Annotated in this window: 11 protein-coding genes; 6 read left to right on the top strand and 5 right to left on the bottom strand. The window is 65.6% G+C overall.

The genetic code is table 11. The features are described from left to right. Window positions 1-16 precede the first annotated feature (16 nt). Together GA0071312_RS02170 and GA0071312_RS02165 are read left to right on the top strand one after the other, a co-directional pair. A complete protein-coding gene (locus tag GA0071312_RS02170) occupies window positions 17-439 on the top strand; it encodes a protein tyrosine phosphatase family protein (protein ID WP_074443434.1) in 423 nt (140 codons plus the stop codon). A gap of 151 nt (window positions 440-590) precedes the next feature. Further along, complete coding sequence (locus GA0071312_RS02165) at window positions 591-851, top strand: ArsR/SmtB family transcription factor (RefSeq protein WP_420819954.1); 261 nt, start codon at window positions 591-593, stop codon at window positions 849-851. A gap of 250 nt (window positions 852-1,101) precedes the next feature. Here GA0071312_RS02165 and GA0071312_RS02160 read toward each other — a convergent pair whose 3' ends face one another. Beyond that, window positions 1,102-1,635: an invasion associated locus B family protein gene (locus GA0071312_RS02160; protein ID WP_108721780.1), complete on the bottom strand. Its 534-nt coding sequence runs from the start codon at window positions 1,633-1,635 to the stop codon at window positions 1,102-1,104. Window positions 1,636-1,854: 219 nt separating this feature from the next. Here GA0071312_RS02160 and GA0071312_RS02155 point away from each other — a divergent pair, with 219 nt between their 5' ends. The 4 genes from GA0071312_RS02155 (at window position 1,855) to GA0071312_RS02140 (ending at window position 6,015) form a co-directional block, all read left to right on the top strand. After that, on the top strand, window positions 1,855-2,424 hold the full coding sequence (locus GA0071312_RS02155; protein WP_074443432.1) for a sigma-70 family RNA polymerase sigma factor: 570 nt from the start codon (window positions 1,855-1,857) through the stop codon (window positions 2,422-2,424). Window positions 2,425-2,731: 307 nt separating this feature from the next. Next, window positions 2,732-3,217, top strand: a complete 486-nt coding sequence (locus GA0071312_RS02150; protein ID WP_131817685.1) for a flavin reductase family protein — start codon at window positions 2,732-2,734, stop codon at window positions 3,215-3,217. A 327-nt stretch (window positions 3,218-3,544) separates the two neighbouring features. Continuing rightward, complete coding sequence (locus GA0071312_RS02145) at window positions 3,545-5,029, top strand: SulP family inorganic anion transporter (protein ID WP_074444131.1); 1,485 nt, start codon at window positions 3,545-3,547, stop codon at window positions 5,027-5,029. 131 nt (window positions 5,030-5,160) lie between these two features. Beyond that, window positions 5,161-6,015, top strand: coding sequence for a universal stress protein (locus GA0071312_RS02140; RefSeq protein ID WP_074443430.1), 855 nt, complete (start codon window positions 5,161-5,163; stop codon window positions 6,013-6,015). Between the two features lie 6 nt (window positions 6,016-6,021). Here GA0071312_RS02140 and GA0071312_RS02135 read toward each other — a convergent pair whose 3' ends face one another. From GA0071312_RS02135 to GA0071312_RS02120, 4 genes are all read right to left on the bottom strand, one after another. Continuing rightward, window positions 6,022-6,921: a DUF3592 domain-containing protein gene (locus GA0071312_RS02135; protein WP_074443429.1), complete on the bottom strand. Its 900-nt coding sequence runs from the start codon at window positions 6,919-6,921 to the stop codon at window positions 6,022-6,024. A gap of 102 nt (window positions 6,922-7,023) precedes the next feature. Further along, on the bottom strand, window positions 7,024-10,542 hold the full coding sequence (locus GA0071312_RS02130) for a hypothetical protein (protein WP_074443428.1): 3,519 nt from the start codon (window positions 10,540-10,542) through the stop codon (window positions 7,024-7,026). Between the two features lie 112 nt (window positions 10,543-10,654). Continuing rightward, window positions 10,655-11,260, bottom strand: a complete 606-nt coding sequence (locus tag GA0071312_RS02125; protein WP_074443427.1) for a methyltransferase — start codon at window positions 11,258-11,260, stop codon at window positions 10,655-10,657. Continuing rightward, on the bottom strand, window positions 11,257-11,961 hold the full coding sequence (locus GA0071312_RS02120) for a class I SAM-dependent methyltransferase (protein WP_074443426.1): 705 nt from the start codon (window positions 11,959-11,961) through the stop codon (window positions 11,257-11,259). The genes GA0071312_RS02125 and GA0071312_RS02120 overlap by 4 nt, the downstream gene beginning before the upstream one ends. Window positions 11,962-11,966 lie beyond the last annotated feature (5 nt).

The raw sequence follows: 11,966 nt of genomic DNA, 5'->3' as shown, positions 1-11,966 counted from the left end.
AAAGCGAGACCGCATCATGTCCTATATTCCGCTCACCGATGATATCGCCGTCGCGCCGCAGCTGCGCCTCGAGGATCTCGATGCGATCGCCGCAGCCGGCTACAAGGCGGTGATCAACAACAGGCCCGATGGCGAGGGTCCGGACCAGCCGCCGCAGGAAGCGATTGCCGCGCGTGCAGCCGAGCTCGGTCTGGAATACCGCTACGTACCGGTGATCTCGGGACAATTCGCCCCGGAAGACGTCGCCGCCTTCCGCGCCGCGCTCGACGAGCTCGCCGGGCCGGTCGTGGCCTTCTGCCGCTCGGGAACGCGCTCCAGCGTGCTCTGGGCCCTGGCCAATGCCGGCCGGATGTCGGAAGATGACATCATCGCAACCGCGGCGCGCGCAGGCTATGACCTGTCGGCCCTGCGCGGGAGGCTCGACGGTCATGGCCATTGAAGTCCTGACGAAGACGGTTGCCGCAAAATCACGTCTCGAAAATGTGCGTTGCCAGGAGAGCATTTCCCGCGCTACAGACGGAGATATGGCAGCGAACCCGTGTGTGCATGTGAAAGCTTCAGATCTTCAGACCCTCGAACCCAAGGCCGACATGGTGGCGCAATTGCTGACAGCGCTCGGTCATTCCAAGCGCCTGATGGCGATGTGTCGCATGATGGACGAGGAAGTCTCCGTCGGCACCCTCGCCGAATCGGTAGGGCTCGGCCAATCGGCGCTCTCACAGCATCTGTCGAAGCTGCGGGCGCTCGGCCTCGTCACCACGCGGCGTGAGGGGCAGACGATCTATTACCGCCTCGCTTCCGAGGAAGCGCGCGAACTGATCGGCACGCTCTATCGTCTCTTCTGCAAATAGGACGCCAGGCAGGATGCCAGGCAGAGGCGACACGCAAGGGCTGGAAGCGAGGCGACGCCTGATCCCCGGGTGATCGCGACCAGCATGAAGCGCATGCGCGCATGTGTTCGCGGCTTCCCGGTCGCGGCGGATTGCGCCGCGCCCTTTTTCCACGATCCGGCATCATGACACCACGCAGCCCTGCGCATCCCGGCGCAACACGGCGCTGTGCGTCACGCAGCGCCGCGGCCCGGTCGCGCAGACCAACGCGTCAGCTGCATTCTTCGCGCGCCCGGCGCAGGGCGGCGGTGAAGCCCATCAGCGAGTAGACATCCGTCGTCTCGTTGCCGCGCCCGGACACGACTTCGAGCCGCAATTCACTCCCGGCGAGGAAGGCGTCGACGAGACGGCCCTCATCGGCGGGATCCTTGATCCAGACGTTCTCGCCGCTCGTCACCATGGTGAAGCGCGTACCGTCGACATCGGCGATCGCGTCCTGACCGTCGCGGGTGGGAAAGCCCATGACCACGGCCACTTCGTTGCGCACGTTCTCTGCCGGGCGGAACGAGACGAAGAGATAGCCGGCACCACGCCGCAATTCTTCGGGCAGGCGGCGCTCGGGTTGCGACAGCGCATAGCAGACCTTGGCGCCATCCGCGCTGGCAGTGTAGGCACCCCAATCGTTGAAGGTGTCCAGAAGCGTCGCGCCCGATTGGGCAAGGGCGCCGCCGGAGGGCGCCGCCATCATGGCACCGGCCAGCGCGATGGCGGGGGCGAAGCGGCGGAGAAAACGTGTGAGCATCATGTATCTGACCCTGGACAGTTTGGTGGCTCGCCATGCGGCGAATCGTGCTCGCGGTTTTTCACTACATTGTCCTGAAATGGGCAAAAATACGTTAACCTTTCCTGAATCGGCGGTTTTGCATTGCGCCATCGCGCGCCTGCTTCTAATTTCGTGCCATCGCCACCGCGCGCACAACAGATCGAGAAGCGGCATCAGCCGCCAGAAGAATCGAGGACCGGCTTGCTCTCACCCGGCGAACTCGCTGCACTGGCCAGGGCCGTCGCGCAGTCGCGCGACCGCGCGGCCTTTGCGCGCCTGTTCGATTTCTTCGCCCCGCGCCTGCAGGCCTATCTGATTCGTCAGGGTGCCGATGCGGCGCTGGCCGAGGAGATCACCCAGGACACGATGACCACGCTTTGGCGCAAGTCGGAACTGTTCGATCCCGCCAAATCCTCGCTTTCCACCTGGCTCTACCGGATTGCCCGCAACCGCCGCATCGATCTCCTGCGCCGCGACCGTTCGACCCTGGCCGAGCCCGATGACCCCGTCTTCGATCTGCCCGACGATACCGATATCGAGGGGGACATGGATGCCGCACAGCGCGACGAAGCCGTGCGGGTCGCCATGAGCAGTCTTCCTGACGAGCAGCTCTCACTGGTACGCTTGGCCTTTTTCGAGGGTCTGTCGCATAGCGAGATCTCGGAGCAGACCGGCCTGCCGCTGGGGACAGTCAAATCCCGCATCCGCCTCGCCTTCACCCGCTTGCGGCGCACCCTCGAATCCGGTGGCGTGGTGGAGATCGAATCCTGAGCGATTGCATCTCCATGGATGAGCCGAATCATGCCGATCAAAGACGCATTTATGTGATTTTTGCAGTTGAAAACTGTTCGATCTGCCGCCGGGCCTGCTACGGCGACGGCGCGGTGATGCGCCCGTCCCGTGCACGCCGAACCGGCAGTCGACAGATTCCAGGGACTTGCCGCCTCTTCTCAATCCGCCGGGCGGAACCATATCTGCGGCAATATTGTGTGAAACACGAACGTGGCGGGATCAGGCAGATGGGGCAAGTGTGCACAATGGAGCGCAACAGGCCGGGGAGAAGCGGGGCGTCGCCGTCGTGAGCAATCTCGAATCACGCGATTATCGCGATGCGATGAGCCATGTCGCCGGCGCCGTTCATGTGGTGGCGACTTCAGACGCGACGGTCCGCAGCGGCTTCACGGCAACGGCGGTCGCTTCGGTATCAGACCGCCCGCCGACACTCGTCGTCTGTGCCAATGCGGACAGTGCCACGACCCGTGCCATTCTCGAAACCGGCATCTTCTCGGTGAATGCGCTTGCTTTCGATGACGCGATGCTCGCCGAGATCTTTGCCGGGCGTACGGAGTTGTCCGGCGATGACCGTTTCGCCGAGGGGCGCTGGGACACGCTGGAGACCGGTGCACCCGTTCTGTCCGATGCGCTTGTCGCCTTCGATTGCCGCTTGCAGCAGAGCCCGCTCGTCGCGACGCATCATCTGCTCGTGGGCGAAGTCCGTGCAGTGCGCTATGGGCTGAGGCGGCGGGCCCTGGTCTATCGTGAGCGCGCTTTCATGGGATTGTGAACGCTCTGGCCGATCGTTTGTACTGCAGGCAGCACGTGCCGCCTCATCCGGCACGGAGCTCGTCCTTCAGGGGCTCCCCCCACTGGCCAGCTACGCATGCCTGCTCTGCAAGGCTTCCTGTTGCCTTTGTCGCAGGGATATCCTAAACGCGCCTCCAGTTCATGCTGCGGTGCAGCAGCGTGCCCCGCACGGCGCGAGATCCGTCGCGTCCGTGTGCAGGGTCCTGCAGAAATCCTTCCGACAGAGCGGCTTCGTTCCTGCGCGCCGTGATTTTGCGCGATGGACCCTCGTTTGTGATGCGGCAGGTAACGGAGCCGTTTCGTGACGATTGATTTCTGGAATCGCCAGCGCCGGGACTGGTTCGGCAATATCCGCAGCGATCTCCTCGCCGGCCTCGTGGTGGCGCTCGCGCTGATTCCGGAGGCGATCGCCTTCTCGATCATCGCCGGTGTCGATCCCAAGGTCGGGCTCTACGCGTCCTTCTCGATCGCCGTGATCACGGCGATCGTGGGCGGACGCCCGGGCATGATTTCCGCAGCCACGGCCGCGACGGCGGTGCTGATGGTCACGCTCGTGCGCGATCACGGGCTGGAATACCTGCTCGCGGCGACGGTTCTGGCCGGGCTTTTGCAGATCGCCGCCGGGATGACCGGTGTGGCGCAGATGATGCGCTTCGTCTCGCGCTCGGTGATGACCGGCTTCGTCAATGCGCTCGCCATCCTGATCTTCCTCGCCCAGATCCCGGAACTCACCGGCGTGCCGATGCTCACCTATGTCATGGTCGCGGCCGGGCTTGGCATCATCTATCTGCTGCCGATGCTGACAAAGTCCGTGCCGAGCCCGCTGGTCTGCATCGTGGTGCTCACCGCCGTCTCCCTGATGATGGGCTTCGATCTGCGCACCGTCGGCGATATGGGCGAATTGCCCTCGACGCTGCCGGTCTTCCTGATCCCCGACATTCCGCTCAATCTCGAGACCCTGATGATCATCCTGCCCTATTCGGCGGCGGTCGCGGCGGTGGGTCTGCTCGAATCGCTGATGACGGCGACGATCGTCGACGAGCTGACCGATACGCCGAGCGACAAGAAGCAGGAATGCGTGGCGCAGGGCGTGGCCAATACCGCGACCGGTTTCATCGGCGGCATGGCCGGCTGCGCCATGATCGGGCAGTCGATCATCAACGTGAAATCGGGCGGTCGCGGGCGGCTCTCCTCCTTCGCCGCCGGCGTCTTCTTGCTCTTCATGGTCGTGGTGCTGGGCGACTGGGTGGGGGTGATCCCGATGGCCGCGCTCGTTGCGGTGATGATCATGGTCTCGATCGGGACCTTCTCGTGGAGTTCGATCCGCAATCTTCGCGATCACCCCCGCTCCTCCTCCGTGGTGATGCTCGCGACCGTGATCACCGTGGTCGGTACCCATAACCTCGCCATCGGCGTGCTGGTCGGCGTGCTGCTCTCGGGGATATTCTTCGCCTGGAAGATCTCCCAGATCTTCCGCATCACCTCCACGCTCTCATCCGACGGGGCGCATCGCACCTACCGGGTCGAAGGGCAGTTGTTCTTCGCATCGGCTGAAAATTTCTCCGCCGCTTTCGATTTCCGCGAGGCGCTGGAGAAGGTGACGATCGACGTCTCACGCGCCCATATCTGGGATATTTCCAGCGTCGCCGCCCTCGACATGGTGGTCTTGAAATTCCGTCGTGAGGGCGCCGAGGTCGCACTCGTGGGCATGAACCAGGCCAGTGAAACCCTCGTCGACAGGCTCGCCATCCACGACAAGCCGGGCGCCATGGACAAGCTGATGGGGCATTGATCGGCATCCATGCCCGGTCTGGCCCGATTCGGCTGGTTTTTTGACCGGGACCCCGTCATTCTGCGAGGAACGGACGCGATGGTGGCGGTTTGCGGCCATGGGCGTGCAAGCGAAATCGAAAGGGAGGCGGCATGTCCGCACTGGTGGCGCTGATCGACGGTTCGATCTATTCGCAAAGCGTCTGCGATCATACGGCGTGGGTCGCGCAGAAGACCGGTTACCCGGTCGAACTGATGCATGTGCTCGGGCGTCGCGACGTCTCGACGGCGCCGGCGGATCTCTCGGGCGCCATCAATGCGGATGCGCGGGAGAATCTTCTGGCCGAACTGGCCTCGCATGACGAGGAGCGGGCGCGGCTGGCGCAAAAGCGCGGACGGCTGATCCTCGAGGAAGCCCGCGCGCGCATCGGTGGACAGGGTGTCGAACAGATCAACACGCGCCTGCGCAACGGCGATCTCGTCGAGGCCCTGCAGGAAGCCGAGAGCGATGCCGCCCTCGTCATCGTCGGCAAGCGTGGCGAGGCGGCGGATTTCGCCAGGATGCATCTCGGCTCCAATCTGGAGCGGGTGGTCCGGGCCTCGCGCAAGCCCGTTCTCGTCACCTCGCGCGCGTTCAAGCCGCAAAACCGTTTCCTGATCGCCTTCGATGGCGGCGACAGCGTGATGAAGGCCGTGCGCCACATCGCCGCCGGCAAGCTCTTCACCGGCATGGAATGCCGCCTTCTCACCGTCGGCCAGCCCTCGGCCATGGTGCGGGAGCGGCTGGAAACCGCACAAAGCGTTCTGCGCGATGCCGGTTTCACCGTCTCTTCGGAAATTCGCGAAGGCCAGCCCGAAAGCGTCATCATCACGGCCATCGAGGCCGAGAAGATCGATCTCCTGGTGATGGGCGCCTATGGCCATTCGCGCATCCGCAGCCTGATCATCGGCTCCACCACCAGCGAAATGGTGCGCTCCTGCCTTGTTCCGGTGAGGCTGTTCCGCTGAGTGGCCTCAATCGCGCGGGCGGCGCTGATCGGTAAATTGCTGCCCGTCCCACCAGCGCAGCATGCTCTCGTCAGCAGGGTCGAGCATCCAGCCGGCTGGCGCTGCAGCCGTGGCTGCCGTGGCGGATGCGGCGCCGGCTTCAGGCTGCGCGGGCGCTGCGGCAGCGGGCTGCCCGGATCCCTGTGCAGCCCCCGCCATGCCGGCCGCCGTCTCGGCGATATCCATATTGCCCGCGCGCACGTCCTTTGCGATGGCGAAGAGATCGCCGAAGAAGCTGCGATCCTCACCGCTGAGCCGGCGATCGGCGCGGCCTTGCTGGAACAGCCAGATGCCGAAGATGATCAGGGCGATGCTGACGAGCAGGCTGAATGCGGAGGTGACGACCACGAACCATCCGGCCCAGCCGAAGATCTGCGGCGCCCATTCCTCGATGCCGCCGATCCGCTTCGCATGGGCCGGGTCCGAACGGGAATAGGCGACATCGACATCCGCGCCCACATTCGGTCGCCATGAGCTTCGGCCACGGGGACTGAATTCGTAGCTCTCTCCGTCCACGGTATAGGCGATCCGGGTGCGGTACATCGGCGTGTCGTTCTCGCCGCTGGTGCCGGCGCGCTCGACGGCGACGACTTCTCCGGTGATTTCGACCGGATCATCGATGCCCGGCCCCTCCACGAAACCGGCAACATTGATGAAGATGATGCCGAAGACGATGCCGAGTATCCCGCCGAGAAGGCCGCCGCGCTGCCGTCGTCCATTGCGTCCGGTCCGGCCACGCACCACGCCGAAAACGCCTTCGGCGACGAGCACCCCGCCCGCCGTCATCTTGGCCGCACCGCGCGCGCCGGGATCCTCCGACCAGTTGGTCGAGAGTGTATTGAAGAAATGCTGGATGCGCTGGAACATGCCTGCCCCTGTTGCTCTGGTCGTGACTTTTTTGCGTGTGGGTGGTGCTGGGATCCCGGCGGGGCGCAACCGCGCGAAGCGCCGCCCTGCCCGGTTATCCGATCAGGGGCAAAGCCCTGCCGGACCGGGCGTGCCGCGGGCACATTCGAAGGCCCGCTCCGTGAACAGATGCGGCGCCGCATCCCCGCTCGCGAAGGTCATCGCCCGCTGCCAGATCGCCGCGACGGAATCATCCATCAGATGGCCGTACCAGGAGATGGCCTCGATGCCGAAATCCTGGGCCAGATTGACATCCATCACGATCTCGAAGAAAGGCTCGCCGGGGCGCACGCTCTCGGATTCCTCGAAGCCCGTCCAGCGCAGATCCCCCTCGCTGATCCGCGCCGCGCCACTCTCGAGCACGAGCAGATCCGCCATGGCGGCAGGCGTATAGGCCCCGTTGCGGATATCCTCGTAGGGACGATCGAAACCCGTGCCGCTGCCATCGTGCTCGCGCCAGGGCATCGCCTCATCGCCGGCACTGGCCACATCGAGGCAGGGCAGGGTGAGGCAGCGCGTGGTGCGGGCTTCGTCATCGGAGATCACCCGCCGGCTTATCGCCACGGGATCGGCGGTACGGCCCTGGATCGGGCGGAAGGTCATGCGGAAGGCGACATGCTCGCCCGCATCGAAGGATTCCGGCGGCGGGGTGCGTGCCCCACCAGAGGATTCCGCCACCGCCTCACGGAAGGCTGCGCCGAGATTATAGCGGTCGATTGCGACGAAGCTGTAGGGCACCGGCGGCCCGCCCGTGCCGTCTTCCCTCCCCTCCATGGCATAGCGGATGCGATAGCGCGCATGCGGCACGACGCCTTCCTCGTTCTCCAGCATCAGAATCGCCTGGGTGAGCGGGTTGAGCCGGCCACCCGGCGCGAAGATCGCGGAGGTTTGCGGCAAGGTCTCGAACAGCCGGTCGCGCACGGCTCCGTGATCGATGACCGCATAGCCCTCGGCCTCGGTGAAGGGCTTGCGTGGACCATCCGGGGCGGTCTGCGCCCCCTCGCCCTGTACTGCGAGGAAGCGCGCATTCACCCAGCCGCCATCGGCTGGAAGGGAGTGATGGCGGATATGCCACCAGTCGCGCCCGCCCACATCCTGCACATCGCCGCTGCGTTCGACATTGCGCGCATCCGGTGCCAGCTGCCCGATCACGGTACTGCCGGGGACGCCGGGGCGGTCGCGGCCATTGAGCATGTCGTCGGCAGCCACGCCGATGACCTGATAGCCGGCGGGTCGTTGCGCATCCGTCTGCGAGACTTGCTGCACGGGCGCTTGCTGCATGCGCATCTGGTCCTGCCGCGTCTGGTCCTGCTGCGTCTCGCCATCCGCCTCGATCGCGGCGGCGGCGCGCAGGGCGAGGGCGCGGTCGATCAGACCGTCCTGCATCATTTCGAGCAGGATATCGGTGGCTGCGGACCCATAGCCGGCGAGTTCATCGATGATCGCCTGTTGCGCGCCCGGCGCCGCGTCTTCGAGCCGGGCGATCAGCATGATGATGCTGCGCTCGTCCTGCTGGCTGAGTGCCCCCGGCTCTGCCGTATTCTGCGCTTGTGACCGGGTTTGAGGCTGCGCCGGGGCCTGTGCATCACCCTGGCCCGCCTGTGCCGGCGCCTGGCCCGCACTGCCGCCCATGCCGGCGGCCGGGGGAACGAAGCCGGTATAGGGCCTGATGGCAGGGGGCGGTGCCGGATCGAAGTACCCGCCCATGAACCCGGCTGCCTTCCAAGGCTCGATCCGGCCGCTGGCCATGAATTCGCCGAGCATCTGCAGGCCGGGCGGGCCGAAGGCGATCAGTTCGTCACGGATTGCTCGGCGCTCGTTTGCAGGGACCGCGTCGAGCCGGTTTGCGCGCTCGACGAGGCGTTCCATCAGGGCAATCAGATCCTGCGCGGATGCGGTATCCTGATCGGTCGTCGCGATATCGGTACCCTCGGGCACGACCGTGATCAGCGCCCGGCCTGCGGGGCGTTCCTGTGCGTTGCGCCAGTAGCGCACCTCGTATTCGCCATCCATCCCGGGGGCGCGCAGGGTGCGCCGCTGATTGTTGCCGATCCGGACGTTCTGCTCCCCGGATCCCACCATCTCCTCGGGAGATCCGGTCGGCACCATGGTGATGCGATCATGGCGCGAAATCCGTTCATTCAAGCTGACGTCGAATTCACTCCCCGCCTCGACCTGCGGCGGTGCCATGACGAGGATCTCGGGATCGATCACGTCGATGATCTCACGCCCGACGACGCGTTCCTGTTCATTGCGCCAGTAACGCACTTCATATGCGCCGAGCGTGTCGGGCGCGCGCAGGGTGCGGCGCTCGTTGTTGCCGACACGGGTGTTTTGTTGCCCTTCGCCGAGAACATCATCGGGCGCTCCGAGCGGGACGATGGTCACCCGGTCGTGGCGCGAGAGCCGCTGGCCCCAGCCGACGGTGAAGTCCGTGCCGGCAATCGCCGTATCGGGCGCGTCGAGTTCGATCTCCGGATCGACGACATTGACCAGGGCGCTGCCGACGACGCGCTCCTGCCGGTTGCGCCAGTAGCGGACCTCGTAGATGCCGAGTTCGTCCGGCGCAAGCAGGACCCGCCGCTCATTGTTGCCGATGCGGACATTTCGGCTTCCCTCACCCAGCGCATCCTCCGGCGCATCGTGCGGGACAATGGTGATCCGGTCATGGCGCGAGAGCCGCCGGTCCCAGCTGGCCGTGAAATCGCGGCCCGCATGCAGTTCGTCATCCACGCTGATCGCGATATAAGGGTCGCGGACTTCGACGGTGACGCGCGCATGGACACGCTGTTCGTCGTCGGAGAAATAGCGCAACTCGTAGGTGCCGAGCGCATCGGGCGCGCGCACGACGCGCCTGCTGTTGTTGCCCACCCGGATGTTTTGCTGTCCGTCGCCGAGGATTTCGTCCGGTGTGCCCTCCGGCACGATTGTCACGCGATCATGCCGCGACAGCCGATCATCCCATCGGGCGGTGAACTCACGCCCCGCCTCGACCTGGCGCGGCGCCTCCAGATAACCGTCGCTGACGGTCTCGATATCATCGTCGGGCATGAACCGGGACGAATCCTGCGGATCGACGAGCGGAAAGAGATCGTCGCGCGCCGGCCCTGTCGGAATCACCGGCATGGTCGGCAGGCCGGGAAAGCTGCGGGCCGTCGGAATGCCGTCATCGGCGACCTGCGGCTCGCCCGAGGCGCCGCCGCCCGGCTGGCCTTCGCCTGCTCCCTGCGGAGATGCGGGACCGGGATCGGATGTCATGGCAGGGCCGCTATCGGCCGCGGCGACCACGACCGCATCGCGCGTTCCAATGGAACCGGCGCCCGATCGCGCGCCGGTACTGCCTGAAACCAGCGCCTTACGCTGAGCCAATGCCGCGTCGCCGATCGTGATTTCCGGTAGCGGTGTCACGCTCATCTGCGAAGGCGGGGGTTCTGCGGTGAAGACCAGCGCATGCGATTCGGGGCGGGCTGCCGCCTGCACGGGCGAATCGGCGAGCAGCGGCACCAGCAGCGGCGCAAGGCTGAGGGCGCTGGCGATTTTCATGGCGGGAAAGCGCTTCGGCGCGTTGGGTCGGATGGTCATGGCGTCCCCTTCGGCTGATTTGCGATGCGATGATAGGCAAGGACCTCCGGCAACGCCCCCATCAAACAAAGGGGTTCGCGCCGAAAACCTTCACATGCCGTCCAGCCTCGGCTCACCGACCGGAGCTGTCGCGGGCAAACACCGCCATCTGGCTGGCGCCGCCGAATCGTGGATGCTTGCCGGCGATATCAGTGAGATCCAGGGTGTAGCCGTGGCGTGCGGCGACGGCTTCCGCCCAGGCGCGAAAGCGCTTTCGGTCCCATTCGAAACGGTGATCGCGATGGCGCATGCGCCCGGGTTTCACACCGAGAAGCGGATTCATCTCGGCATTCGGCGTCGTGATCACGGCGAGCGGCGGGGCGATGTCGCGCAGGAGGACGCGCTCCAGCGCTTGCAGGGGACCTGGACCGAGATGCTCGATCACCTCGACCAGGACAATTGCATCCGCTTGCGGCAAGCCGGGCGGCGGGCGGGTGATGTCGCCGGCGATGATCTGCACCTTCCGCGCGAGCGGATGATCGCGCAGCCGTGTACGCAGCCGCCCCAATGCGGCTTCGTCCTTTTCCACCCCGGTGATCGCCGCGATCTGCGAATCATCCAGCAGATGCAGGATGAAATCGCCGTCGCCGCAGCCGAGATCGAGAATGCGGCGGGCACCCGCCTCACGCAGCACTCCGGCCACCGCCCTGAAACGGGCCTCGTGCAGGAAATTGGTCACGTCTGCCCCTCTGCCGACCCGCCCGGCTTGCGCATCAGCACCACATCGGGACGCGGGATCGTGCAGTGCCAGCCGAAACGGTCGGCGATCCAGTGCATGGTCTCTTCCCGGTAGAACACGACATGGGTGGGATCGCGCCGGTAATGCCAGCCGGCGAAGCGCGCATCGTCATTCTGGAATATCGTCATCAGGCCAAGCCACCCGCCGGGGCGCAAGAGCGCGTCGAGCCGGGTGAATTCGAGGGCCGGATCATGAAAATGCTCGGCGGTCTCGGTGCATGTGACGAAATCATACTTCTTCTCCAGCACCCGGGTATCCGGGGCGAAGAGAGGATCGTAGAGCGCGACCCGGTGCCCGGCCTCGCGCAGCATGGCGGCGAGCGCCGGGCCGGGGCCGCTGCCGTAATCGAGGCCGGATGCGCCGGGGGGCAGTTCCGCGAGGAGGGGGTCTGCCAGCCGGGCGAGAAAGGCGCGGTAGCGCGGATCGTCAGGATCGTTTTCGTGCAGCGCGTAACAGGCGCGCTCGGTCTCGCGGTCGGGATGATGCGCCGGATCGACAAAGCGCAAGGCGCAAAGCGGACAGCGGAAGTAATCGCGTCCCGTGACCGTGACGAAGGCTTGCGCGGATCGGCTGCGGCAGAGCGGGCATGGCGGAGACGGCGCGCATGGCGGCGTCGCGGGTCCGGTGGAATCGACGGGCATGGCTT

The sequence above is a fragment of the Saliniramus fredricksonii genome, assembly GCF_900094735.1.
Classification (GTDB): Bacteria; Pseudomonadota; Alphaproteobacteria; order Rhizobiales; family Beijerinckiaceae; genus Saliniramus; species Saliniramus fredricksonii.
The sequence above is the reverse complement of the archived record's forward strand: the minus strand, read 5'-3'. Positions and strand labels throughout refer to the sequence as shown.

Bases quoted from the DNA above. Each gene is read 5' to 3' on its own strand.
- GA0071312_RS02170 (WP_074443434.1), top strand. From the start codon at position 17: ATGTCCTATATTCCGCTCACCGATGATATCGCCGTCGCGCCGCAGCTG.
- GA0071312_RS02165 (WP_420819954.1), top strand. From the start codon at position 591: ATGGTGGCGCAATTGCTGACAGCGCTCGGTCATTCCAAGCGCCTGATG.
- GA0071312_RS02160 (WP_108721780.1), bottom strand. From the start codon at position 1,635: ATGATGCTCACACGTTTTCTCCGCCGCTTCGCCCCCGCCATCGCGCTG.
- GA0071312_RS02140 (WP_074443430.1), top strand. From the start codon at position 5,161: ATGTCCGCACTGGTGGCGCTGATCGACGGTTCGATCTATTCGCAAAGC.
- GA0071312_RS02135 (WP_074443429.1), bottom strand. From the start codon at position 6,921: ATGTTCCAGCGCATCCAGCATTTCTTCAATACACTCTCGACCAACTGG.
- GA0071312_RS02130 (WP_074443428.1), bottom strand. From the start codon at position 10,542: ATGACCATCCGACCCAACGCGCCGAAGCGCTTTCCCGCCATGAAAATC.
- GA0071312_RS02120 (WP_074443426.1), bottom strand. From the start codon at position 11,961: ATGCCCGTCGATTCCACCGGACCCGCGACGCCGCCATGCGCGCCGTCT.